Below are 24,472 nucleotides of genomic sequence, written 5' to 3'. Positions count from 1 at the left end.
ATCGCTTCCTTCAGACCCTGCCGTTACCAGCAACGCCCTTGCGATTCGGATTGTCTTCCCCCTGGCCGGGGTGACGCCTGTCTCTTGCAACAGGCCGGGTTTGCCCGCTACGCTGGGCAAACAAAATACGGCGCCCCGGAACAGTCCGGGGCGCCGTGTGACCTGTAAAGACAATCGAAACGGAACTTCAGTTTTCGGTGAGGAAAAGCCTTTCGTAAAGATCTTCCAGCGCTTTGAGATGATGGGTCTCGTCATTGCCGATCTTCTCGAAAATCGAGCCCATGGGCGCTCCGGAGCACCCGGCAGCCAACTTGCGGTAGAACTCGACCGCCTCTTTTTCCAGATGGATGGCGTAGGCGAGGGCCTCGCGGGCATCAGCGTCGGCACGCAGTTCCTTGGCCTTGAGCACATAATCGAGATTCATGGTCGGAACCGGACGATTCATGCTCTCCTCCCCCGCCAGGGTCCCTTCGACCAAGGCCTTTTCCAGCTGATGCTTATGGTCAAGCTCATCGAGGGCTGCGTCCTGGAGAATCATCCGGGCCTGCTTGTCCTTGACCTTGGTCATGGCCCGCAGATAGTTGCGAAAACCATTGTCTTCCATCTTGACCGCCATTTCGACAGCCGCTTCGAAGGTGTAGCACACTGCTCCCTGGTCACTCATAAGCCATCCTCCTGTCAGTAGATCACGATATAACCATGCTTTTCGGCGATCTTGGAAATTTCCAGGACATCCTGGATGCGATAACTGGAGCCGTCGAGGACAAACAGATACCCCCCTTCCGGCTGTTCCTTGGCCAAACTGATGAGATATTCGAAACTCGCGGTCTTGATCGTTTCCATAGGCCACCATCTATGAGAGAATCAAAAAGGCTTTTTAATGACGAGAATTTTTACCACAGGCTCCGGAGAATCTCAAGCGCCGAACGGCAATCCGCAAAAAAACGGATTTTCCGACCGGAGAAGAGACCTGTCGCCAGCAAAAAATATCCCCATTTTTTCACTTGATCTCTTCCCGCTTCGGCTATATCATCGCCGTAACTTCGGTGCCTCCGGGTGCCGAGGGGTGACCCCGTGTACTCCCCCCCTCCGTACACGGGGTCTTTTTATTAGCCTCCACCGAACTTTCCATTCTCCCGACGGCCTCCTTATCCCCCTGAAAAACCTCTAAAAACTTTCTAAAATACTTAGGCCTGTAGCCTCAGCGATTCGGCATGGTTGAAATTCACTCGATTTTGTGCTAGGTTGCATTTCTTTCAAAGTGAAGCTTAGCCGCTTCGCCATGACTGGAGGGAGTTTACGACAGCCATGAGAACACTAATGATGAAGATTTTCCTGACCCTGCTTTTCATTCCCCTGATCTCCAGCAGTGCCTTAGCTCCCCACCCGGATACGCTCATTCCCCCGCCCGTCATGAGCGACCGACCGACAAGCCACCTCGAGTTGGAAGCTCTTTTCTCCAGTCACAATTACGATTGGGGGACCCTGGATGAAGGAGTGCCTTCGATCTTTCTCGAAGGACTCCCCGACGATCTCAACCGTATTCCCCAGGTCGACCGCAAAAAAAATGTATTTTTCCTTTCATTGCTTCCCCTCGTTCTGCGGGTCAACGAAGAGATTCGGGCCCAGCGTGAGATCGTGGAATCGCTCCTCGATCGCCACGACCAGGGAGAGACCCTCTCCGCCGTGGAACAGGCCCAGCTGCTTGCCATCGCTAGTGAATACAAGGTGAAAACCGACCCTTTAACGAGCGAGCGGGCCCGCCTCGCCCTGCTCAGCCGGGTCGACACTCTGCCGGCATCGCTGGTTCTCGCCCAGGCAGCTACCGAATCGGCCTATGGCACTTCACGCTTCGCCCGCCTGGGCAACAACCTCTTCGGGGAATGGACCTTCATCCCCGGCACCGGCATCGTTCCCCACCGACGCCCGAAAGGTCGCTCCTATGAAGTGCGCTCTTTCGCGTCAATCTACGAATCCGTCTCGTCTTACATGAAAAACATCAATACCCACCGGGCCTATCACACCCTGCGGGAACTCCGGGCCGAACTGCGGGCCACGGGGCAACCGCTGCGCGGTGAATACCTCGCCGAAGGACTTTCCCGTTATTCGGAACAGGGGCATGCCTATATCCGCAAGATCAAATCGGTCATTCGTAAAAACCGGCTGCAACATCTGACCTCGGTGATCTTCCGTCCGGAAGTCGAGTCCACGGAGGACCTGATCATGACTGCCGGTCTCTTTTCTTCGGCGCAAGCCAGTTCCCGCTGGTCAACGTCGCGGCAGAACCCATAACTGACTGAACCAGTGCCAGCCGCCGGTTCGCCCCGGTGCCGTCAGGGTATAACGGCTCCGGCGCCCCTCCAGAGGGGCGCCGGCCGTCATACGATAGCGCCCAGGATGGCCCGAAACGGGCTTCAGATCCCCCTCCTCGCATCCATCCACGAAACAGCGCAAGCTTTTGAGATCCGCCTCATCGTCGTCGATTTCCAGCAACAGTTCCGGAGGATTTTTCTCACCGATCACCGGGCTTTGAGGACTGAGCACCTTCAGTTTCAGCGGACGCATGGCGAGCTTCTCACGAAATCCCGGCACGGTGGCATAAGCCCCGCCCATGGGAAAACGCGGCAGCGCGAATAAGTCGCTCCCCCCCTCGACCACCCCCGAATGCTGGGCCACGGCTCCGACAAATCCCAGCGACCTGACCACCTCCGCCACAACCGGTGAATATTCTCCATAGGGATAGGCGAAAATCCGGCTCATCCCCCCCAGTTCCCGCTGCAACGCCGCACTCGCCCGATCGATATCCGCACGAATGCGCGCCAGCCAAGCCGCCTCATCCTCCGCTTTCTGCCGATCAAGCAGATAGGGATGGGAGGCACTGTGGTTGCCGATCTCCACCCCTTCGTCACGCAGGGTACGCAGCTGGTCCCAGGTCAGATACCCCGGAGCCCCCACCGAATCGGTGCTGACGAAGAGGCTCACCGGATAGCTGTAACGGCGCAGCAGCGGCATGGCGCCCGTCAAAAAACTTTCATAACCGTCATCCACCGTGAGCACAGCGCAACGCTCCGGCAACGGCGCGCCCTTGGCGAGACGTTCCGCCACGTCCCCAACGGAGAGTACGATATAGTTCTTCGCTCTCAGCAATTCGAGTTGCCGGGCGAAAACTTCGACAGCAACATTGGTGGAGGGGTAGCGGGCATCGCCGAAGCGGTGGTAGACAAACATGTTGGCCTGACTGGCCCAGACCGGTGAGAAAAGGGCAAGCAGCAGCCAAAGCAGGCCGCAGGGCAGAATAAGACGCATGATCCAAACCTTTGTTCAAACAGGGATGATGACGGGCGATGAAACGAAAACGCCGACGCGAGGGCCGGCGCGGAATCAGACCTTAGAGCGCAAGTAACGGCGGATGGCGTTGCGGGCGCGCGGCGTGACGGCCCACTCCAGCCATTTGGGCATCACCTGGGGGATCTCGCTCTGCTCGATACCGACCTGATCGCCGTCCATCAGCCGCGCCTTGAGCGGGCGGGTCTGGCCGTTGATGCGGGCGCGGATGGCCCTGAGCCCCAGTTCTTCGTGGATGTCGAAGGCCAGATCGAGGGCGCTGCTCCCTTCCGGCAGGGTCCGGGTATCCCCCAGCGGGGTATAGACCTGGATGGAAGAGGACGCCAGGCGCAGGCTTTCCGTGTCGAAAGCCGACTCTCCTTCCAGCAACGAGCGCATCAGGCCCTCGAAGTTCTCCCGCCGGAACTCGAAACCGGGGGCGAGAACCCCCGCCTCGTTGAAGCGCGCCAGTTTGCGAGTGGTGATTTCCACTCGCATCCGGTATTCACCAGCCTGGACGGTGGTCTTCAGAGCCTGATAACCGAATTGGGACATGACGTTGAGATGATCCCGCAATTTGCCGGGAATGGGATGGAAGAGGCCATGTAAAAGACCGAGGGCAAGATAGGCGTCCATCGTCCGGTCGACCTGAAGTTCCAGGGTGTAGAGGGTACTGAACCCCCGGCCCATGTTCTTCGCGGCGGCGATGGAAAAGGGGCGCCAGCGGTCCTTGAGCAGCATCGGAATCTTGCGGCGCTCGAACTCCTTGTTGATTTCCGCCCGGATCTTGCGCAGGGGCGCTTCCATCCGTTGGCGCAGGGCCTCAAGGTGCTGCATGTACCCCGCCGAGCGCCGGGGATAGAGAATCTTCAAGGAGAGGGCTTCGAGTTCCGAAGCGACATGCCCCATGCCCAGATGGCTGGCGAGAGGGACATAGACCGTACGGGTCTCTTCGGCGATGAGGCTCTGTTTCTCGGGTCTCAGGGCGCCGATGGTCTGCAGGTTGTCGATACGGTCCCAGAACTTCAGACAAAGAACCCGCACATCCTCGATCGCCGCCAGCAACTGCTTGCGGTAGGTCTCGGCCTTGAGAATTTCCCGACTGACATTGTCGTCGGCAGCCTTGGTCAGGCCGTTGACCAAGAGGGCGACTTCGGGACCGAAGCCGGCCTCGATCTCGGCCAAGGTCACCGGGGTATCCTCGACCACATCATGGAGGATAGCCGCCATCACCGAGTCGAAATCCATCCAGTGCCGGGCGGCTAGGTGCGCGACCCGCAGAGGATGGAAAAAATAGGGTTCCCCCGACTTGCGGAAGACCCCGGCATGGGATTCGCCCGCAACCCGGATCGCCCGATGAAGATTGTCGATGGCCTGATCGAGCTCCGCCTCGCTCATCCCGCCACCATAGTGGGTCACGAGCAGCTCCATGATTTCATTGATCAGGCGTTGCTGGGTGCGGTTGTCGTAAGTCAACCTGAACTCTCCGGTGCAAAACGAAGCCAACTGAGAACGAAGAAAGAAGGGATGATTTATCTTATAGAAGAAAAAACCGCCCGACAAGGGGGATTCCCCCGCCCGGACGTCTTTTCCCTACCCGCTCCGTCGCCGCCGGGGGATGAACATCGGCACCCGGCGGCGGTACTCTTCATAGGCGTCGCCGAAGAGGGCAAGCAGACGGCGTTCTTCCAGAAAAGCTCCGAGAATCAGATAAAGTGAGAGCAGACTTGCCGTCACCAGTTGGGCAACAGTGAGGTCGCGCCCCCAAAGGACGAGCAGCCCCGCGAGATACCAGGGGTGGCGGGTCCAGGCCAGCACCCCGTCATCGCGGAACCGCTGTAACATCTCTTCCTTACCGGAAAACAGGCAATCCAGTCCGAGAAAGGAACGGAGGCCGTAAGCGCGCGTTCCGCCCCAGGCCAGCACCAAGGCGATGCCCCAGAAAAGCAGCCGCACCCCTTCCCCAAAACCTTTCCAGACCAGCACCTTTTCCCCGCCGACATGCGCCTCCCACCAGAGTACCGGCACCAGAAAAAGCAGCGCCGCCAGGTTGTAGAAAAGGCGATAGCAAGCGGGAGAAAAGGGCCAAAGACCACGCAGACACACCTTGACGGCAGCGGCGGCGAGCAAGGAATGCCCGGCGCACCACAGCAGCCAAAGCAAAGCCAGAATCAGCAGATCGCCGATCATTAAAGAGATTCTTGGAGGACGAAACGCACGATCGGCGGATGCCCGTCCCCCCCCGACTCAATCCGGAGATATCCGCGGCACTCGTCGTCGAGCATGGGATAATCCTCGCGGCAATGGGCTCCGCGACTCTCCCGACGGGCGTGCGCAGCAAGTAGAATGCAGCGGGCGCTTTGCAGCATCAGACCGGTCTCCAGAAAGAGCGGCAGCGGCTCGGCCTGGCGCCAGGCACGATAGCGCTCATCCAGTCTCCGCCACTCTTCCAGTCCGGCGACGAGGCCCGCGCCGGAACGGATCACTCCGGCATAGCGCCGAAGGAGTTGACGCAAGGCGTCGCGCAGCCCGGACAAATCCTCCGGCGTCCAAGAGCCGCTTCCGCCCCGGGGCGGGTCGAACATCCCCGCGAGCGCCCCTTCCGTCTCGGCGGCGGCACGTGCACCGGCGCGACGGCCGAAGACCACGGCTTCAAGCAAGGCATTGCCGCCCAGGCGATTGGCGCCATGCACCCCGCCAGTCACCTCCCCGACGCCATAGAGTCCGGGTACGGTGCTCGCGCCGTCGGGATCAACAACCATTCCGCCCATGAAGAAATGCACGGCCAGGCCGACGGTCGGCATATTGTGCACCGGATCACACCCCCGCCGACGCAGCAGCGTCCAGAGGGGAGCATAACGTGTCGTCACCAGATCATTGGGGACGGCCGAGAGATCAAGATAGATCCCCGCACCGATCCCGCGTCCGGCGCGCAGTTCCCGATCAATGGCCCGGCTCATCTCGTCCCGCCCGGCGACGGGCTCCCCACCGCTGACCGAGTCGAGGAGGAAGCGTTCGCCGTAACGGTTGCGCAGTACTGCCCCATCGCCGAAGAGCGTGGTGGGGAGGATGATTCGCGCCGGCGTCAGACCCATAGCCGGATGGAACTGGATGAATTCCATGTCGCGCAACGCCGCCCCTGCTTCCAGGGCCAAGGCATAGCCGTCGCCGGTGATGTCCCGGGTATTGTTGCTCCCGACGTAGAGACGTCCGCCCCCGCCCGTGGCCAGGATCGTCGCCCGTGCCCGCAGGGCGAGCCAGCGGCCGGAACCATCGAGGGCCAGCGCGCCGGCGACCCGCTCCCCATCGCGAGCCAGACGCGCTACCATGAACCCCTCGGCGAAACGCACCCCAAGGTGCCGGGCTTCAGCAAGCAGCGGCAGGGTGAGAGTCAGCCCGGCGGTCTGCACCGGCACCTTGCCGAGCTCGGGAATGATCGTCCGCGCCCGGCTGTGCCCGGGCACCTGACGGGCCTGGAGCCGCCCGTCGGCATGGAGCAGACGCACCCCACAGCCTTGTAGAAAATCCACGGCTTCCGCCGCCCCTGCGGCCAAAGTCCGGACCAGCGCCGGGTCGGCGATTTCCCGGCCGCCGGCGAAGGTGTCGAAGGCAAGTTCATCGGCGCTGTCGCCGGCGGGAAGACTGGTGACATTGCCCGCCGCAACCAGGGTATTGCCGCTCCGTCCGGGGCGGCGCTTGCAAACCAGCAACACCTCGGCTCCGGCCCGCCGCGCCGCGATGGCCGCCGTCAATCCCGCCAGCCCGCCGCCGATGACGAGAACGTCGGCTTTCAGGCTCTCCATTCGGATCCCCTTCTCCCTGCGCCCTCTAGCCCGGTGGCCAAGTCAGATCACGGCCGCCGAGAAGGTGAAAATGAATGTGCCAGACCGTCTGGCCGCCGGCGTCGTTACAGTTGTTGACGATGCGGAAACCATCCTCGGCGAAACCCATATCATGGGCGATCTTACCGGCGATCTGGAAGACGTGACCGATGAGTTCATTGTCGGCGGTGGTCAGATCAAGGGTGGTGCGGATGTGCTTGCGCGGCACCAGCAGATAGTGATAGGGGGCCTGGGGGTTGATATCCTCGATAACCACCAGATGCTGATCCTGATAGACAAGCCGGGCGGGAATCTCGCCGGCAACGATCTTACAGAAGATGCAGTTGTTCGACATCGTCATTCCTTTCTTCGCTTGCGCGGTTGCGGCCGCTGCGGGCCTGATCGAGGGAGAGAAGGTGCCAGCGTTTCTGGCCGGCGCGCTTGAGCAGCGACTCGTTGTGAGTCAGAAAAATCAGTTGATGCTCCCGGGCCACGTTCTCCAGCATGCCGACCGTCTCCTGCAACCGCTCCCCGTCAAAATTGACCAGGGGATCGTCGAGGAAGAGCGGCAGCCGCTGCCCCCGGGCGAGATGCCGGGAGAGAGCCAGACGTACCGCCAGGTAGACGGCGTCGGCGGTTCCCCGGCTGAAATGTTCCAGGGGCCGCCAGCCCGCCTCTCCTTTAGCGGGCAACAACAGGGAAAATTTTTCGTCGAAACTGATGCGTCCGTAGCTCCCCCGGGTGGTCGCCATCAGATAGGTGCCGATATCGGCGGCAAAGCGCTCCAGATAGGTAGAACGGAACTCCTCGACCGCTGCATCGAGCAATTCCGCAGCCAGCCGCAGAACCTCCCGGCGCCGGCTCAGACTGTCCCGGCGGGATTTAAGCCCTTTCCCTTCCCGTTCAATGGCGCAGAGATCGGCAAGGGAAGCGCGCAGAGTCGCCTCCGCGCGGCTGAGTTCCAGCAAGCGCGCCTCCCGTTCGCGCAGACTCTCCCCCAGTTCCCGCAGTTTTTCCTCGGCGGCGGGGAGTTCCTCCTGCGGCAGCAAGGCTTCGGGAGGAAGGGTCCGCGGCGGCTCCGCAGCCAGAGATGCCGGTTCTTCGGCGGAAGAAGAGGCCGTCGGCTTTTCTTCTTCCAGCACCTGCGCACTTTTGACGCCGGACGTGGCCGCCTCCAGCTCCCTGATCCGGGCCAGCAGCTCCTGATGCCGAGGCAGATTCTTCCTCATCCGGACGACTTCCACCGCCGAAGGAGAGAGGCCGAGACGCTCGAAGCGCCCATCCAGGGCCGCCAAGCGCGTCTGGACCTCTTCCCGCCGCTCTTCCACCTCCCGGATCAGCTCCTGAATACGGTTCCGTTCTCCCCGAGCTTGGCCGGCCCGCATAAAATGGAGCCCCCAGGGGAGCAGAGCCGCAACGCCCCCTCCCCCCCAAAGCCAGAGAGTTATCCCGGGGAAGACCCAGGAGAGGCCCGCCCCGGCCGAGAATAACAGAAGCGAAAGGGCGGCCGTCCCCTTCCACGGGGGAGTGCACCAGCCATGCAGTTCCTTGCGCAGTTCCGCCGCTTCCCCTTGCAAAGAAACCAGCACCTTACGCTCCTCGTCGGCATCGACGAGGATTTTTACCAGATCCTCGGGGATTTCCCGGGGGAGACCGGTTTTAGCCAGCTCCCGTTCCAGGCGGTTACGTTCCTCGGCGGGATCTTCCACGGAAGAGGCGACCGACGCTTCCGCAACCGGGGTGGGTGGCGGCTCCGGGGGGGGTGCAAACGACGCCGGGGTGGCGCCAGCCGTCACCCGATAGTGGTTCCGGACCAAAGCCAGATAGCGCTCTCCCTTGCCATATTCGCTACGATCGAAAGCGATGGAGTTCTCGAGTTCGGCGATCTCGTCACGCAGTGTCGCCAACTGCTCCTGCGCCTGACGTCCCTCCCGCCAACGATCCTCCAAAGCGGCGACCTCTGCCGTGACCTTTTCCAACTCACCTGACTCTCCGGCTCTTCCCCCGCTCCTGTCATCGGCGAGGTCGGCCAGCTCGTCGCGCAGTCCGGCCAGAACCCGGTCGTAATCGACCTGGCCGAAGCCGGAGAGCAGGGAACGGATGCGCCCAGCCATGGCCGGCGCACCGGGAGCGCCAAGTTGTCCCTGGCCAAAGAAGAGGGAAGAGCGGAAGACCGCCTCCTCGTTGAGACCGAACAGACGCAGCAGATGTTCGCCGTATTCGCCGGATCCGGCAGCCGCCTCTTCGGGCGGAACCGAACCGGAAAAACGGTGAACCTCACGCCCTTCGCCGTCCGTTTCCACCAGTTCCACCCGGTCATCGAGCAGATCACGGGCAATGCGCACCCGGCCGCGCCGCCCAGTGAACACCAGGGCCGCCGCACACTCCTCGCCGCTGGCCCAGGACCGAAAACGCTTCTTGTCACGGACGCCGAAAAGAACCGCCGGAATCGCTTCCACCAGCGTCGTCTTGCCCGCTTCGTTGACGCCGTACACCAGATTCATCCCGCGCCGGAATTCGAAGGTCTTTTCGGCGAACTTACCGAAATTTCGCAACTCGATGGCTTGCAGAATCATGCCCGAGCCCCTCCCTGCCCCTGAAAACGCCGCAGCGTCTCGCGAAAAGCTTCCTCCACCAGAGGACGCCGTTCCGGCGGGACTTCATCCAGCAAGCGGCGAGCCCGGCGCGCCAAGACCCCGCGCACCGTCTCCTCGCTCGCCAGGCGACTGACAAAATCACCGGCAAGGAGTTCGGTACGGTCGAGCAACTCCAGATGATAGAAATCCACGGCGCAGCGGTCGTGCAGTTCGGCCATCTCCAGCGGCACCTCGACCAGTCCGGTGAGAGTCAGATGCAGCAGCAGATCGCTGGAATGCAATTCGCGAATCCGTGTCACCGCATCGGCCAACGTCTCGCAGCCGGTCAGATCAAGGCACAGCTCGTCCAGTACCCGCCCCCCCACCGGCAGAGGCTCCAGCCGGATATTTTCCGGCTCGACCTCGGCCAGAGCACAGTAGCGGGGACCGTTCTCGCCGAAACGCAGGCCCTCCGGGGATCCGGGACAACAGCCGTAAAGACGCCCATCTCCTTCCACCAGCAGGAATTCGTGACCATGACCAAAGGCCAGATAATCAAGATTCCACTCCTGCAGGGATTCCAAGGGAAGCCCCTGCCCGGACTCACCGGAAAGAACCGGACGCAAGCCATGCAGCACCCCGATATGCACTCCATCAAGGGGACGGCGGGCCATGCGGTCGAGAGTCGCAGGGGTCGGCAAGGCGCAGCCGCCGAAAGCATAGAAATGCACGGGCCGACCGGCCACCGTCATGGTCACCGGCTGGAGCCCCGGCGTTTCCGGCAGGATGACCGCACCCAGGGCCGCCAGCTTGGCATTGACCCCGTCCGGCGGGGCGTCATGATCCCCTGGCAGCAGGATAACGGCGATCCCCCGGGCGATGAGACGTTTGAAACCGGCGGCAACCTGTTCCACGATCTCCGATGTGGGCCGGGGAGTATCGAAGAGGTCACCGGCAACGATGAAAAGCTGAACATCGTTCTTGATCGCCAGGGTCAGCAGCCGTTCGAAGGTCTGCAACAGATCGAGACGCCGTTTCCCCTCCTTCTCGCCGAGTTCGGGAAAGGCCGCGTCCAGATGCAGGTCGGCGGTATGCAGAATGCGAATCATAAGGGCACCTTATGCATCAAAGTAGGATTCGGGATAAGAGCAGACCAAGGGGGGACAGGGAGCGCCGAAACGTGGCCGGCGGGCGGCGCGGACCCGACGGAGTACCGCCGTCGGATCGGGGATAGCGCAGAGGCCTTCGCGCTTGGAGCAGTTGTCGATGAGGATGAAGGCAAGCAGGCGGTAGCGGGCCATCCGGCCCTCCGACCCCCTGCCGCCGTAAAATTCGTCCGCCCCGGCGCCGACGAAACAGACACGATTCATGCTTCATCCTTCCGGCGCAGGTGGATGAGAAACTCCCGATTCCCCTTGGGTCCGAGAATCGGGCTTTCAGTCACGCCGAGAACCATGCAGCCGAGAGTTTCAGCCAGTATCCGGATGCGTTCCACCACCGCCGCGTGCTGTTCGGCGTCGCGCACCACCCCACCCTTGCCGACCTGCCCCTTGCCGACCTCAAACTGCGGCTTGATCAGGGCCACAACCTCGGCGCCGGGAGCGAGCAGGGCCAGGGTCGGCGGCAATACCTTGTCGAGGGAGATGAAGGAAGCGTCGATGACCGCCAGGCTCGGGCGCTCGCCGAGGCGTTCGACGGTAAGTTCACGGATGTTGGTGCGTTCGAGATTGACCACCCGGGGATCTTCCCGCAGCGACCAGGCGAGCTGGCCGTAGCCAACATCCACGGCGTAAACCCTGGCCGCGCCCCGTTGCAGCAGGCAGTCGGTGAAACCGCCGGTGGAGGCGCCGACATCAATGGCGACCCGTCCGGAAGGATCGACGGCAAAATGGTCGAGACCCTTCTCCAGCTTCAGCCCCCCCCGGGAGACGTAAGGGATGTCTTCCCCCTTGAGCCGCACCGAGGCATCCTCGGCAACTTGTGCGCCGGCCTTGTCCACGGCATGCTCGCCGACCACCACCTTGCCGGCGAGAATCAACCCCCGCGCCCGTTCCCGGGAAGGAACCAGACCCCGGTCGACGAGGAGTTTGTCAAGTCGGACTTTCTTCATGGACACCGCGAAAAAACTGGGGGAAACAGGTGACAGCAAGAGCCGGCGACGCGCTCGACAGAGTAACACAGGGAGGGGGGGCGGGCAACCGTTTTGCCGCCCTTGCGCCCCCGTCAGTCCAGCTCCTGCCAGCCGTCGAAAAGAGGAAAATAAAGGGCGGCACGCACCGGGTGCGCCGAATCGTAACGGGCCATGAGAGCAACGTAGTTCTCCAGCTGCGAGCGATAGCGCTCGATCTGCCCAGCGAGAAAAGGCTCACTCCCGCCCCGGCAGTCGACAATCTTGTAATCAATGACCCAGCGGATGCCGTCGGTGACAAAGGTCCGGTCAACGGCGGCATGGAGCAGCTCGTCCCCGATCCGCCCGGAAAGTTCCAGCTCGCAGGCCGCGTCCCCCCGTGCCGCCAGAATCCACCGTCCCCGGGAGGAAGCCAGAGCTCCGAGGAGGGCCGTCGCGACCTTGTCCCAGCCCGCCCAAAGTTCCGCTGCCGGCACCCCGAGGCGAGCCAAGCGCCGCCGCCCCGCCGCCGCCTCGGCGGCGATCCGCTCCGCTGTCCAGCGCTCCGTGCCCTCGCGGGCGATGCGTTCAAGATAGAGATGGCAAAGAGTGCCGACATGGCGGGCGGTCTCTGCCTCCCAGCCGGTAAAGAGCCCGTCACGGCTCTCCTCTTCCCCGTGAGCGGAGGCCGCCCGCGCCCGCGCAACCGTCGGCAGGGGGAGCGAAGCCAGGGGCGGTAGCCGCCAGTCGGCGGGCAGCCGCCGAATCGGCAGCGGCGTCCGCACAGCCGCCTCCCCTTCCCCCGCGGCCGACTCCGCCACAGGAAAAACGAAGTCCGATCCGAGCACCGGCCACAACCGGGCCAGCAGGGAACCGGACAAGGGCCGGGGCAATCCGTCCTTGTCCGGCGCCGCGTAACCGAGCAGATGCAGGCGGCGCTTAGCCCGGGTTGCTGCGACGTAGAGCAGGCGCAGGCTTTCCAGTTCCTGTTTGGCCGTTTCCAGGCGACCGATAGCCTCGTAGGTGGCGTCCCGGGCATAGCCGTCCAAGGCCGGTACCGGGGCGAGGAGCAGGCCGCGGTCGGGATGTTCCAGCCAGCGCAGCAGATGCCGATCGCCGCCGGCCGGACCCCGGCCAAGGCCGGGCAGGATCACCGTGTCAAATTCCAGCCCCTTCGCCTTGTGGATGGTCATCACCTGCAAGCGCCCGTCGGCGCCGCTGTCGGGAGCGGCGAAGAGCCTCCCGAGTCCCTCGTCGAGAGCATCGAGGGAAAGCAGATCGCCCCCGTGATCGCATTCCTCCATCAGGGCGAAGACCCGGGCCGTGTCCTTGCGCGCCGCACCGTCACAGCAGGCGCCGCCGCCCAGAGCCAGCCATACCCCTTCCACCAGTTGTCGCAGGGGGAGCGCGCCGTGCCGCGCCCGCCCGCGACGGAGGATCGCACCCACCCGTTCCAATCGGCGTCGACCGTCGGCGGAAAGGGCCGCGAGCCGTTCTTCATCCTCCAAAAGCTCCGGAACGAGGCGACCGCCGTCGTCGCCGCACAAGACTTCGAGGTCGGCGAGGGTCAGGCCGCACCAGGGGGCGCGCAGCACACACAACCAGCTCAGGCGGTCGGCGGGATGGAGCAGCGCCCGGGTCAGGGCGAGCAGGTCGCGCACCGCCGGACGACGCTCCAGGGGGTCGATGTCGCGGGCGCTGAAACGCAGGCCACGAGCGGAAAAAACCCGCAGGATTTCAGTGAGATGGGTGCGGGCGCGAACCAGCACCGCCACCGTCCCCCCAGCATCCTCGGCCAGGGCCCGCTCGGCCAGATCCGCTACCTGCTCGGCCTCGGCGGCGTCATCGCGCCGGATGAACGGATGGACCACGCAGGCCGGTCCCGACAGCATTTCGTGCACCGCCGTCGAGGGGGCATAGACCACCCCGCCCAGGGCCTCGTCCTCCTCGACGGGGAAAAGCCCGGCGAAAGCGTCGTTGACCCAATCGACAATCCCCTGCTGGGAACGGAAATTGGCGCACAGGTCGATGCGCTCCAGCGCCACCGTCGCCAGCCCCCGGGAACGGGCGCGCAGAAAGAGCCCGACCTCGGCCTCGCGGAAGAGATAGATCGACTGCATGGGATCGCCGACGACGAAGAGTGTGCGACCGTCCCCCGGCTGCCAGCCGGAGGTCAGATGACCAAGCAGGTGATATTGCAGATAGGAGGTATCCTGGAATTCATCCACAAGAATGTGGCGCAGACGGGCGTCGAGGCGCAACAGCAGTTCCGAGGGGTCGTCGGCACCACCCAAAGCGGCCAGGGCCTGCAGGGCGACGGCGGCGAAATCGACCTGTCCTTCCTGACGGAAGACCAGCCAGAGCTCGGCGGCGGCCAGGGGAAGCAGTTCGACCAGGGCTTGCAACACCTGCCATTGCCGGTCGGGATAGCGGATGTCCGGCAGGCGGCGCAGCTCGGCCAGGGCATCTTCGAGCCCAGGGACGGCACGCAGACGGTCGAGCAGTTCCAGCATCCGCTCCTTGCGCGCCGCCGCTTCCCCCTTGCCGGCAGGGAATCCGCCATTCTTGTCGAGCCGCCGGCGGAAGTCTCCGCCGGAAGTCAGGAGCAGATCGGCCAGCGCCAGCCAGCCCGGCAGATCGGCGGCATCAGTACCGGGGAATTCGGTGAGGTCAGCGCAGCGGCAGAGCGTCCTTGCCCCCCCTTCCAGCTGCTCGGCTGCATAACGCCCCAATTCCAACAGTTCGTCGCGACAATCCGGAAGGAGCAGGGCATCCGCCTCCCGCAGTCGGTCGGCGACGTAATCCGTCAGGGACTTTTCCAGCAACTCGCGCCGCCGTTCGCTCTCGACCCGGCCGAGATGACGCAGCCACTGGTCGCGGCGGGCCAGCATGGCGACCAGCATCCCTTGCAGGGTATCCATGCGGTTGTCGAGATGTTCGAGCAGCAGCGCCACCTCGGCGCTCCCCACCCCGCCCCGATCGAGCCGCCCCGCCACCCGCCGCGCAGCCTCACGGTAGAGCGGAAAAGGATCCTCGGCGATGGCCGGCATGGCGCCGAAACGGGAAATCCAGGGCATACGCCGGACCAGGGCGGCGTTGAAGGAATCGATGGTCTGAATCGTCGTCAAGGAGGGGTTATCAAGAAGATTCCAACCCTGCCGGGCATCCTGCGCCAGGGCCGCGCGGGCCAGTTCCCAGGTCTGCCGCTGATGGTCACTCTCCGGCGCCGGTCCCCGGGCCTCGCGCAGGGCGCGCAGCAGCCGCCCGCGCATCTCCCCGGCGGCCTTGCGCGTGAAGGTGATGGCAAGAATCTCGTCGGGGCGGTGCACCGTGGCGAGCAGGCGCAGGTAGCGCTGAATCAGCAGTTCGGTCTTGCCGGACCCGGCCGGGGCCTGGACGATGAAAGACCTTTCGGGATCGATGGCCCGCAACCGGGCCTCGGCGTCGACGGAACGGCTCACGGCTCCACCTCCTCCCAGGCCAGGGTCTCATCGATCCGGCACAAGGGAGCAAGATCGCAGAACTTGCAGGCCTTCTCCGGCGCCACTGGCGCCACCGCCGCCCAGCCCCGGGCAAACTCCCCGCCCAGTTCGGCGAGCTGCTTCCGCCAGCGTTCGAGAAGTTCCGGCCAATCCCCCAGACCGATTTTTCCCGCCGCTTTCGACCCCATGAACGCGGCGATGCCGGGAAGCATCTCCTCCCCCACCGCCACCCCCTTGAAGAGGCAACTACCGCGCCGCACCTGGGCGAAGGCGACGCCGGCGAGATTCTCCCCCGACTCATCCCCGGCGTAGACCGGCAACTGCGGTTCAAGCAGACGCTCGCCAAGCAGATCGTCGAGATCGACCCGGCCGGTTTTGTAGTCGAGGACCAAACGTCCCCCATCGGGCAAAAGATCGATTCGGTCGATCCGGGTGTCGATGGTCAGGGGACCACAGACGACCTGATGCTTCTCCTCGACCCCCTGAACGGCGAAGGGGGTCCGGCCCTTTTCCGCCTGTTCCAACCATTCCCGGGCCAGGACGCGAAGACGTGCTCCCTCGATACGGCAGAGGGGGGACGCCATCTCCGGGCCAAAACACTCGCGCAGGGCCGTCTCCACTACCGCCGCCACGCGCTCGTCCAGTTCCTCATCGCCCAGGGCAAGAAGCGCGGCATGATCGCCGGTTTCGCGCCAGAAACCTTCCAGCACCCGGTGCAGCAGGCTGCCCCGGGTGAGGCTGTCGAGCCCCGGTTCGGGATGCTCCAGCCCCCGGGCCGCCAGGCGATGGTGGGCAAAGGCACGAAAGGGGCAAAGAGCCTGATCCTTGAGAATCGCGGTGCCGCCAACGGCACGGGCGGCGGCGAGGGGCGGTCCGGTTTCGTCACAGAGCGTTTCCATAGGCGTCGCCACCCCTTCCAGAACCGCCAGGGGCGCGGCGCTTTCGGCCAAAACCGGAGCACCCGCGGGACAATCAAGGATCAGGCTGCTGGGACGCAGCTCCACATCCCCCTCTTTCAGCGGATGGCTGAAAATCACCGACGGCGCCGCAAAGGCCAAGCGGTCGCGAAGGGCGCGGGCGAAGGTCAGTTCCCGCTCGGCCCCGGCATGGGGCATATCGCAAGCGACCTGCAGGGGGATTGGAAGAAAGGGATTGGGCCGGGCCAAAGCGGGAAAGAGTTCGTCCGTCAAGCCCATGACCCAGAGATGATCGAACTCCAGACCCGCCGCTTCAAGGAGGCCGAGAACCTGCACCGGGCCGTCCGGGGTTTCGGGCTGAAACGTGGTCTCCCGGGCCTGACGGCGCAGCAGATCGAGGGCGGTGTCGCGCTCAAGCGGGCCGGAAACCGGCTCCAACTCGATCACCGCCGGCAGCAGGCGCTCTTTCCAGACCTTGAGTGCCTGATATTCCAGGCTCCCGAGGGGACGCTCTCCGGGCCAGCCAACCGCCGCCAGCTGTTCGCCGAAGACCGCCATCCACTCGCCGAGAGGCCGCCGCCGGCTTCCGCCGCGGGCGGCAGGATTCGCGAGAATGGCGGAAAACTCCGGCAGGGAAGCGGCGATCTCCGCCGGGGGATGGGCCAGACTGAAGCTCTCCCGGCGACCGGCGCGCAGTTTGCGGTCGCAGCGGGCACGCAGGGCGCCCTCCCGCTGAGAGCCGCCGAGATAGGGCGTGCGCAAGAGAAAACTCAGGCTGTCGAGGGTAAGACGGCCGGAAACGGCGAGGATGTCGAGGGCTGCCGTCACCAGCCCCTGTTCGGCGAGGGGGGAACCGAGGGAGAGGTTGAAGCCCTCTTCCGTCCCTTCGAGATCGATGAGGGATTCGGGGGCGAGTTCCTCGCGAAAGACCCGTTCCACCAGCCGGCGGCGCTGCTGCAAGTCGGCCACCACCACACCGATGCGAACGGACCCGGCTTCCAGCAGGCGGCGCGCCCAGCGGGCCGCCTGGCGCGCCTCGTCCTCAGCGTCGAGAGCAGCCACCCGTAGGCAGTCACCGGGCGCGGGCAAGGTGCCGGTCCACTTTGTCACCCGACACCCCGCCCCTTCAAGGGCGGCGCACAGGCGGGTCAGACGGGGCGGAGGATCGTCGAAGCCGGCAACGAAGACCTGATCGGGGGCTTGAAGCCGACCGTCCGCCAATGCGGCGGCGACCCGTGCCGGCAGCAGGACGGAATCGCTCCAGCCTTCCTTCCGGCAAACATCAAGATAGGCCGCGCGCCAGCGCAGAAAGGCGCGGTGATCATCGCTTAAGGGATCATCCGAAAGATCGACGTCGTACTCCACCAGCAGCCGGTGTGCCTCCTGGGCGCGGCGGGCGCTGGCCGGAACCTGCAGCAGGGCCAGTTCCGAACCGGCGATCTCGGCCTCGATCACCCGCTCCCAGAGGTAAAAGGAAGCGCCTTCCGACAGCAGCTCGGCATCCTCGCCCAGTTCCGACGCGCAGCGCAAAAGCCAGGTATCGAGGCCGAAAATTTTCGGCGTCCCCCAGACCTCGCATCCCGACTCAAGCATCCAGGCGTCGAAGCGTCCGCGCAGGGCGCGGGCCAGGCGCTTGTTGACGGTCAAAACCAGCGCCCCTTGGCTTAGAACGCGGCACAGCTCGGCAAAAGACATTGACGGTTCGGGCATCGCAGCCATCCCTCCTCCATAAAAGACAAAGGACAGCATAACCCGGCGGCCGGCGACGGCCAAGGGGAAATGGAGGGACCGACAGAGACCGGAATAAGGGGAGGAAGGAGGGGAAATTTCGAGTAGGCACCTTCCAAGCTGGTAACTGCTGCCGGTAAAATGACCAAAGCGGCGGAGTTTATCCCGCCGCTTTAGCACTTTCGCTATACGAGGCTGGGCAAAAATGTCCTGATTCAAGACGCCCGAAATTCGAGGAGTGAGGCGTACCGAGAGGTACGTCGCAGCGACGAAGATGAGGGCAACGCCGCAGATGGGCGTTTTTCCTCAGCCTCTCCGCTTTAGTGCTTGCCCGGCGCCAAGGGCACATTCCGCCGTTCCCAGGCGATATAAGCTTCGAGGGCGAGCATTTCAGCGCTGTCGAAATCGAGGTCGGCCCCTTCGAGAGGATTGCGGATGCACCAGTTGATCATGTGCCGCAGTTCGGCAACCTTGCCGATCTGCTTCTGGAATTTCGGATAGGTTTCGGGATGGGTGTTGGCGGCGTTAGGATGGCACTGGGCGCAGGCGACGCCGTTACTGCTCAGTTCCGTGCCGACCCAGAGGGCCCGCCCCTTCTCCACCACCGACTGGTATTCCCCTTCCCAACGCTTCAGGTCGGCCTCGGTGAACTCGTCGGCCAGGGCGGGAAGAACCGCGCCACACAACAGTAGCCCCAGGATGAGGGCGGTCAGCTTCACAACGTTCATTATCGCGCCTCCTCGATCGGTTAGTAGTGGGTTTGAGCCGGAATCCGGGCGGCCTCGGCCTGATAGGTCACATCCTCGGGCCGACCGGTTTTCGGGTTATAGCGGACCGTGCGCGTAGCGTTGTTGTAGAGGGTGAAGGTCATGTCGACATTGCCTGAATTCACGTTGATGAACTGCCAGCCGGTGGCGTCCCGCTCGAAGAAGGGGTCGGCCCGGTTCATCGGCACCGTCATCTTCGGCAGCAGGCTTTCGGCCTGGGCGTAGCTTTGGGGATAGGGCCAAGGCCAGGCGGTGGCCATCACCGCGTTGAAGCTGATGTTGCCGATCTGGTTGTACTGGATCTGATGCACATGGCCGTAGATGACATTGACCTTGGCGAAGGGCTTGAGCAGCTCTTGAATTTCCTCGGCATCCTCGGTCCAGAAGTTCCAGCCCTTGTAGATCTTCTGCAAGGGGGAATGGGAGAGGACCACCAGCGGCGTCTTTTTATCGACCTTGTCGAGATCGGCTTTCAGCCACTTGCGCTGAACCTCGCCGACCATGAAAGGCGAGCCGTTGGGGTTATCGAGCCCGGCCATCTCCAGCATGCGCTGCTCGGCGGTCGGCCAGCGGTTGTAGGTCCAGTCGTCGTAGGTGCGCACGCTGTTGAGAACGATGAAGTGCACCCCTTTGTGATCGAAGCTGTAATACTGGGGACCGAAGAGCTTTTCCCAGTATTCGCCCATGTCGAGGTAGTAGTCGTGCTCGCCCATGACGTAGTGGGTCTTGTAGCGCAGGGCCGACATGATCTCAGCGCCGTGGTCGAGTTCGGCCTTGGTACCGAGTTGGGCGAGGTCGCCGCCGAAGAGAACGAAGTCGGGCTTGGGATTGAGCAGATTGGTCTCGGCGACGGCGCGAATCAGACCGCGATCCCAGTTGCGCACGAACTTGCTGCCGGAAATATGCTGGATATGGGCATCGGAAATATAGGCGAAGGTGAAGTTTTGGCTGCTGTCGGCGAAGGCCATCTCGACCAAGTTGATCGGCAGGCTCGCGGCCAGGGCCAGGGCGCCGGCCCCCTTGAGAAAGTCGCGACGATGAATGGCTTTGTTCATGGGGATCTCCTCTTATTTCCGCTCGGCCGAAGCCGTCTGGACAAATGGGGGGCTGGTCAGGGCTTCCATGAAGGCCACCAGGTCATCGATCTGCTGCTCACTGAGATTCAGAGGGCGGATGCCGCCGCTGAGGAAAGCGTTGACCTGCTCCCCTTCCTTGCTGAAGCCCCCGTTATTGTAATGCACCACCACATCGCGCAGGGTCGCCAGGCTGCCGTCGTGCATGTAGGGGGCGGTCAGGGCGATGTTACGCAGGGTCGGGGTCTTAAAGCCGCCCATGTCGTCGAACTGTTCGCTGATGGCGAAACGTCCCAGATCCGAAGTCTTGCTGTCGGTAAGCACGGCGATGTCGACATCGACCCCTTGAGCCTTGGCCTTCAGGAAGGCACCGGCCAGCTCGGGAATATCCTGCTGGATGTTGTTGATGCCAACGCCGATGTTGTGGAAACGGTTGTCGGTGAAGAGCGCCTGGGTCTGTTCGATGACATGGCAGGAGACACAGCGCCCTTGGCCGATGAAAACTTCGAAGCCGCGCTTGGCGGCGTCGTTCATAGCGCGCCCGTCCCCGGCGAAATACCAGCGATCAAAGGGGGTGTCGCCGGCGACGATGGTGCGCTCAAAAGCGGCAATGGCCTGGATGACCTCGGTCAGGGTGATCTGCTCGCCGCTCTTGCCGAAAACCTGCTGAAAGGCCGCGACGTATTCGGGGTCGTTGCGTACGATCTCCAGAATCGGCTCATGGTTTGCCAGCCCCATTTCCACGGGATTGACGAAGGGATGCCGGGACTGATCCTCCAGGTCGGGCGACCGACCGTCCCAGAAGAGGGTGGTAAAATAGGCGGAATTGATGACCGTCGGCGCGTTGCGGGTGCCGGTCAGCTTCCGGATGCCTTCGGAAACCTTCAGGGGGCTGTCAGTGAAGGCTTTTTTCGCGTCGTGACAGGTGGCGCAACTGACCTCGCCGGTGGAACTGAAACGTTGATCGTGAAAGAGTTTGTCGCCAAGGGCGATCTTTTCCGGAGTCTGGAGATTGTTCGCCGGAATCGGCACCGGCGGCAGCCCGAGCAGGGCTTGCTCCGCCTGGATCACCCCCGGCGCCAGCAGCATCAGCGAAAACGCCCAACCTAGCAGTCCTCTCATAGATTTTTCCTCCTCGCGATGGTGATTAATTCGGGAACTGAATTATACCAGAGTCTGTCCGGATTCAAGCGCGGCCCGGCGAAATTGCCGTCTTCGCCGACCTCGGTGACCGGACGGCGGGAATCGTAATATTTGTCGCAAAGCGAAATTGGCGTCTTGACCCGAAACGCCCGGCGCGGTTAGGATTGAACTAATCGGCAAACCATCCGAAAGGGTGGGACGCAAAGCCACTGGCCTAACTTCCCGGACGTCGGTCGCGGAGAACAGGGCGGCAGGGTTGCACTCCATTCGAGTCCTTCCCGCCCTTCCCTCCCCGCCACCGTTCCCGGTTCGCATCCCCGTAAGGGAGGATTTCATGATCAAAGCGCTCGACACCAGCATCCAGGGCCTGAAAGCCATGGAAACCCGCATGGCCGCCTCGGCCAATAATCTCGCCAACGTCAACACCGACGGCTTCAAGAAAGATCGCGTCACCCTGAGCGAAACCGTCCAGGGCGGAATCAGGGCCGACGTCGCCAAGGTCGATACGCCGGGGGCCATGGTCGAGGATCAGGACACCACGCGGGAACTTTCCAACGTCGACCTGGCCGAGGAGATCGCCGGAACCATCCCGACCAAGGCCGCCTACAGCGCCAACCTGAAGATGATCCAAACCCAGGACGAACTGACCGGCACCCTTCTCAGCATCAAAAAATAGCCAATCAGCAGCGCCGGGGATGCGCAACCTCCATCATCCCGATCCCATCCGCATCATGCTTCCTGGCACGCCGGCTCACGCAGCTCCTGCGCCACCCGGCAGGTCCGATTCGCGGCAAAACAGTTCATTGAGGCTGCGGTCAAGATCGTTGGGCATGGAAAAATTTTGCTCATCCTGGCCTTGACGTTGGCGTCACAGCTCGAAACAACTGGTGATTTTGTGCGGTTGAAAATCTTCGCGGCGCGCCGCCCACCAGTCCCGCACCTGCTCCTGAAGCCGCCGCTTCTGCCGGGGAGGCAGGGTGCTGACCCGATCCGAGGTGTAGGGAAAGGGAGGCACCGGCGGCGAGAAGAGAAAGTGATCGAAATTGTAGAAATGCACCGCCGCCGCAGTCCCCTCGGAAAAGGTCTCGCCACTGAGCAGCCGCAGGCAGCTCAAGGCCGAATCGGCGACAAAAAAGGCGTTCCCTTCCACTTTCTCCTCGCTCAGCAGCGCCTCGGCAAGAACGGAGATCAGCCGGTCGCGCTCCACAGCCGCCTGTTTGCCCTGAAAAACCAGGGCCAGCACCACCAGTTGCCGGATATAAGGCTCCTTGTCGCCGACCAGTTTGGCCAGGCGCGCGGTTTCGCTCCCATCCCCCAGGGCATGGAGGAGGGAGATCAGCCAGATCCGTTCCAAAGGCCGGGCGGTGTCGAGCAGTCCGTGAATCGCCGGAACCGCCGCTTCGCCCAACTCCACGATCAGCCGATAGGCGCCGAGCTTGCGGGGATGGTTGAGACCGGTAAAAACCTCGGACAGCAGACCGACGGCGGCCATCGGCTGCTCCTTCAGAATCCCCCGGGCCGCCGCGAACAGCCGCACCCTCTCCGTTTCATCGCATCCGGCATCCTCAGTGGAAAAATAATCCAGAGCCTTCTCCACGGCCTGGTCAATGGGCATTCGCGTCGATTCTTTCATGATCCGTTTCCTAGCGATGTGAGAAAAAAAAGAGATTCGAAACTTCCCTTATTTGCTGCTTTCGCAAAGATCATCAGGCGCGGGGGAATGAGGTAGAAACTTTTGCCGGAAGCGACGCTCAGGACCATTCCCATGACCGAAGGGGCATCCGTAGCCGTGGGGAGCGGACCAAGAAGGGTGTAGCGATGATGAACTCGGGGTTCTGAAGGAATGCACTTATTCATTGGTACCCTGGCGGCTAGGGCCGCTCGGAAACTCCCTCCCTTCTTCCGTCATCGTCATAGGGCATCCGGCCACGATGGACCATGGTTCAACTCTGCCACAGAAGTGCCCTAAGTCAAACAGAGCGCCGCCTCCCTCCGGGCGCTGCCCTTCGGCGGGGAATCACGCCTGCCAGACCCGCTTCGTCAGAAGATCGCAGGCGGTCAACGGGCCGCCCGTTCCGGCCCCGGTATCGAGGTGGATACGTCCCGCCTCGAAGTGCGGCCGGCCGTCCCGGGTCACGGTGTGCCCTACCACCTGCACCTCCTCCCCCCGCCCCGGCGGGGAGTAACGGCTCCAGAGCAGCACGAAAGGATCCTGCTCCTCCGCCTCGAAACCGTCCCCGGCGCCGGCATGGACAAAGAGATAGTTTCCGACACGATAAGTTAAGACCGTCTTTTCGAGAAAGTGCAGATGCTCCGGCGGAATCTCCCACTTTCCCTCGTAACTGAGAAGGGTCGCCGTGCCGCCGTTGGCGAGGAAGATCTCGGTATCGCCGCCGAAGGCATTGCGCCGGTAAAGAGGGGAAATCTCCCGCAGGGTTTTTCCGGTGCGAATGCCCCGCTCGACCAGGGCGTCGAGAAAGAGCTGCTCATGGTTGCCGCGTAAAAAGACCGTGCGTGGAAACCGTTCGGCGAAAGCCAGCAGAAAATCAATCACCCCTCGGGAATCGGGACCGCGGTCGATATAGTCACCGAGAAAGACCACCTGATCCTCCTCATCGGGCCAAACTTGGCACACCAGATCCCTGAGCTTGCCGAGTTGGCCGTGAATATCGCCGATCGCCAAAAGCCGCTTCATCCTGCGAGATTCTCCAGAAAGGCCCCCAGCAACCGGGTACGGACCGCACCTTGCGGCAGCAGAATCGCCAGGGGCCGGTTGAGATCGAGAGGGGTCTTGATTTCGACCAGCCAGCCGTTTTCCAGTTCCCGTTGCACGGCCAACCGGGACAGGAAACCGACGCCCATGCCCGCCTCCACCGCCTTTTTCACCGCTTCCGTATGTCCCAGTTCGAGGGCGATGCGAATGTGCCCGAAGCAAGCGGAGAAGGCCTGCTCGAAAACCTCTCGCGTCCCCGACCCCGGTTCGCGCATGATCCAGTCGGCTTCGGCGAGGATTTCGAGGGGGGCGAAAGATTCCCGGCTCAAGGGATGGTTTTTGCCGGCGATGACAACCAGTTCGTCTTCCCGCCAGGCCAAGACGTCCAGACCGGGCGCGTGGGGCGGCCCTGGCCATTCATGACACCAGCAGCGTCGTCGGGGCAACGGCGGCCTACGGCAGCGAGGCTCTGGCCGTCGGCACCGTGGTCAAACTGGCTCGCGCCCTGTGGATCGTGCCCTTAGCCCTGGCCTTCTCGCTGCTGCACCAATCCCATGAACGGGCGAAGACCCCCCCCTTCATCCTCGCCTTCGTCGCCGCCTGCCTCCATAGCCTCTTCCCCCACCCCAACCCCCTCTGGACGGCGCTGGCCGGAATCGCCCGGCAAGCATTGACGGTCACGCTCTTTCTGATCGGCGCAGGACTCAGCCGTCCCCTGTTGCAACGGGTCGGTTTCGCCCCCCTCACCTTGGGCATCAGCCTCTGGCTACTGGCGGGAACCCTCAGCCTGGCGGCGGTTCGCCTCGGCTGAGGGTTCGTAA

The 24,472-nt window shown here is 63.1% G+C and carries 22 protein-coding genes and 1 riboswitch; of the genes, 3 read left to right on the top strand and 19 right to left on the bottom strand.

What is annotated here, in order from left to right:
- Positions 1-187: 187 nt before the first annotated feature.
- On the bottom strand, positions 188-664 hold the full coding sequence (locus tag RBR25_RS11920; protein WP_432819775.1) for a ferritin-like domain-containing protein: 477 nt from the start codon (positions 662-664) through the stop codon (positions 188-190).
- A gap of 14 nt (positions 665-678) precedes the next feature.
- Positions 679-843 (bottom strand): hypothetical protein, encoded by a 165-nt coding sequence (locus RBR25_RS11915; protein ID WP_092056818.1) that lies wholly within the window; start codon positions 841-843, stop codon positions 679-681.
- Positions 844-1,308: 465 nt separating this feature from the next.
- Between RBR25_RS11915 and RBR25_RS11910 the strand changes: the two genes are divergently transcribed.
- Entirely contained in the window at positions 1,309-2,292 is a 984-nt protein-coding gene (locus tag RBR25_RS11910) for a glucosaminidase domain-containing protein (RefSeq protein ID WP_432819774.1), read from the top strand.
- Here the strand turns inward: RBR25_RS11910 and RBR25_RS11905 are convergent.
- The 14 genes from RBR25_RS11905 to RBR25_RS11840 form a co-directional block, all read right to left on the bottom strand.
- On the bottom strand, positions 2,269-3,306 hold the full coding sequence (locus RBR25_RS11905) for a polysaccharide deacetylase family protein (protein WP_432819773.1): 1,038 nt from the start codon (positions 3,304-3,306) through the stop codon (positions 2,269-2,271). The two genes, RBR25_RS11910 and RBR25_RS11905, sit on opposite strands and share 24 nt — an antisense overlap.
- A 75-nt stretch (positions 3,307-3,381) precedes the next feature.
- Positions 3,382-4,800: an HD domain-containing protein gene (locus RBR25_RS11900; RefSeq protein WP_432819772.1), complete on the bottom strand. Its 1,419-nt coding sequence runs from the start codon at positions 4,798-4,800 to the stop codon at positions 3,382-3,384.
- Positions 4,801-4,917: 117 nt separating this feature from the next.
- Complete coding sequence (locus tag RBR25_RS11895; RefSeq protein WP_432819771.1) at positions 4,918-5,514, bottom strand: methyltransferase family protein; 597 nt, start codon at positions 5,512-5,514, stop codon at positions 4,918-4,920.
- The gene (locus tag RBR25_RS11890; RefSeq protein WP_432819770.1) at positions 5,514-7,127 is read right to left on the bottom strand and encodes an FAD-dependent oxidoreductase; all 1,614 of its coding nucleotides are present in this window, start codon (positions 7,125-7,127) and stop codon (positions 5,514-5,516) included. Before RBR25_RS11890 ends, RBR25_RS11895 begins: the two co-directional genes overlap by 1 nt.
- Before the next feature lie 25 nt (positions 7,128-7,152).
- The gene (locus RBR25_RS11885) at positions 7,153-7,500 is read right to left on the bottom strand and encodes a histidine triad nucleotide-binding protein (protein ID WP_432819769.1); all 348 of its coding nucleotides are present in this window, start codon (positions 7,498-7,500) and stop codon (positions 7,153-7,155) included.
- On the bottom strand, positions 7,475-9,721 hold the full coding sequence (locus tag RBR25_RS11880) for an ATP-binding protein (protein WP_432819768.1): 2,247 nt from the start codon (positions 9,719-9,721) through the stop codon (positions 7,475-7,477). The genes RBR25_RS11885 and RBR25_RS11880 overlap by 26 nt, the downstream gene beginning before the upstream one ends.
- Positions 9,718-10,830 (bottom strand): metallophosphoesterase family protein, encoded by a 1,113-nt coding sequence (locus RBR25_RS11875; RefSeq protein WP_432819767.1) that lies wholly within the window; start codon positions 10,828-10,830, stop codon positions 9,718-9,720. The genes RBR25_RS11880 and RBR25_RS11875 overlap by 4 nt, the downstream gene beginning before the upstream one ends.
- 9 nt (positions 10,831-10,839) lie before the next feature.
- Positions 10,840-11,091 (bottom strand): hypothetical protein, encoded by a 252-nt coding sequence (locus RBR25_RS11870; RefSeq protein ID WP_432819766.1) that lies wholly within the window; start codon positions 11,089-11,091, stop codon positions 10,840-10,842.
- Positions 11,088-11,831 (bottom strand): TlyA family RNA methyltransferase, encoded by a 744-nt coding sequence (locus RBR25_RS11865; RefSeq protein WP_432819765.1) that lies wholly within the window; start codon positions 11,829-11,831, stop codon positions 11,088-11,090. The genes RBR25_RS11870 and RBR25_RS11865 overlap by 4 nt, the downstream gene beginning before the upstream one ends.
- Positions 11,832-11,944: 113 nt before the next feature.
- On the bottom strand, positions 11,945-15,289 hold the full coding sequence (locus tag RBR25_RS11860) for a UvrD-helicase domain-containing protein (protein WP_432819764.1): 3,345 nt from the start codon (positions 15,287-15,289) through the stop codon (positions 11,945-11,947).
- Positions 15,286-17,937, bottom strand: coding sequence for a PD-(D/E)XK nuclease family protein (locus RBR25_RS11855; RefSeq protein WP_432819763.1), 2,652 nt, complete (start codon positions 17,935-17,937; stop codon positions 15,286-15,288). Before RBR25_RS11855 ends, RBR25_RS11860 begins: the two co-directional genes overlap by 4 nt.
- Before the next feature lie 338 nt (positions 17,938-18,275).
- Positions 18,276-18,683 (bottom strand): cytochrome C, encoded by a 408-nt coding sequence (locus tag RBR25_RS11850; RefSeq protein ID WP_432819762.1) that lies wholly within the window; start codon positions 18,681-18,683, stop codon positions 18,276-18,278.
- 20 nt (positions 18,684-18,703) lie between these two features.
- A complete protein-coding gene (locus tag RBR25_RS11845; RefSeq protein ID WP_432819761.1) occupies positions 18,704-19,777 on the bottom strand; it encodes a metallophosphoesterase family protein in 1,074 nt (357 codons plus the stop codon).
- Between the two features lie 12 nt (positions 19,778-19,789).
- Entirely contained in the window at positions 19,790-20,917 is a 1,128-nt protein-coding gene (locus RBR25_RS11840) for a cytochrome-c peroxidase (protein ID WP_432819760.1), read from the bottom strand.
- Positions 20,918-21,103: 186 nt separating this feature from the next.
- A riboswitch (cyclic di-GMP riboswitch) is annotated at positions 21,104-21,202 on the top strand.
- 70 nt (positions 21,203-21,272) lie between these two features.
- Between RBR25_RS11840 and RBR25_RS11835 the strand changes: the two genes are divergently transcribed.
- A complete protein-coding gene (locus tag RBR25_RS11835) occupies positions 21,273-21,614 on the top strand; it encodes a flagellar basal body rod C-terminal domain-containing protein (RefSeq protein WP_432819759.1) in 342 nt (113 codons plus the stop codon).
- A gap of 192 nt (positions 21,615-21,806) precedes the next feature.
- On the opposite strand, the gene RBR25_RS11830 is transcribed toward RBR25_RS11835, so the two are convergent.
- From RBR25_RS11830 to RBR25_RS11820, 3 genes are all read right to left on the bottom strand, one after another.
- Complete coding sequence (locus tag RBR25_RS11830) at positions 21,807-22,571, bottom strand: hypothetical protein (RefSeq protein ID WP_432819758.1); 765 nt, start codon at positions 22,569-22,571, stop codon at positions 21,807-21,809.
- Positions 22,572-22,955: 384 nt separating this feature from the next.
- Complete coding sequence (locus RBR25_RS11825; RefSeq protein WP_432819757.1) at positions 22,956-23,633, bottom strand: metallophosphoesterase family protein; 678 nt, start codon at positions 23,631-23,633, stop codon at positions 22,956-22,958.
- Positions 23,630-24,097 carry a LysR substrate-binding domain-containing protein gene (locus RBR25_RS11820; RefSeq protein WP_432819756.1) on the bottom strand — a complete coding sequence of 156 codons (468 nt, stop codon included), beginning with the start codon at positions 24,095-24,097 and terminating at the stop codon, positions 23,630-23,632. Before RBR25_RS11820 ends, RBR25_RS11825 begins: the two co-directional genes overlap by 4 nt.
- Between RBR25_RS11820 and RBR25_RS11815 the strand changes: the two genes are divergently transcribed.
- Complete coding sequence (locus RBR25_RS11815) at positions 24,061-24,462, top strand: putative sulfate exporter family transporter (protein WP_432819776.1); 402 nt, start codon at positions 24,061-24,063, stop codon at positions 24,460-24,462. The two genes, RBR25_RS11820 and RBR25_RS11815, sit on opposite strands and share 37 nt — an antisense overlap.
- Positions 24,463-24,472: the final 10 nt, after the last annotated feature.

It is taken from the genome of Trichloromonas sp., from assembly GCF_034006665.1.
GTDB lineage: Bacteria > Desulfobacterota > Desulfuromonadia > Desulfuromonadales > Trichloromonadaceae > Trichloromonas.
The sequence above is the reverse complement of the archived record's forward strand: the minus strand, read 5'-3'. Positions and strand labels throughout refer to the sequence as shown.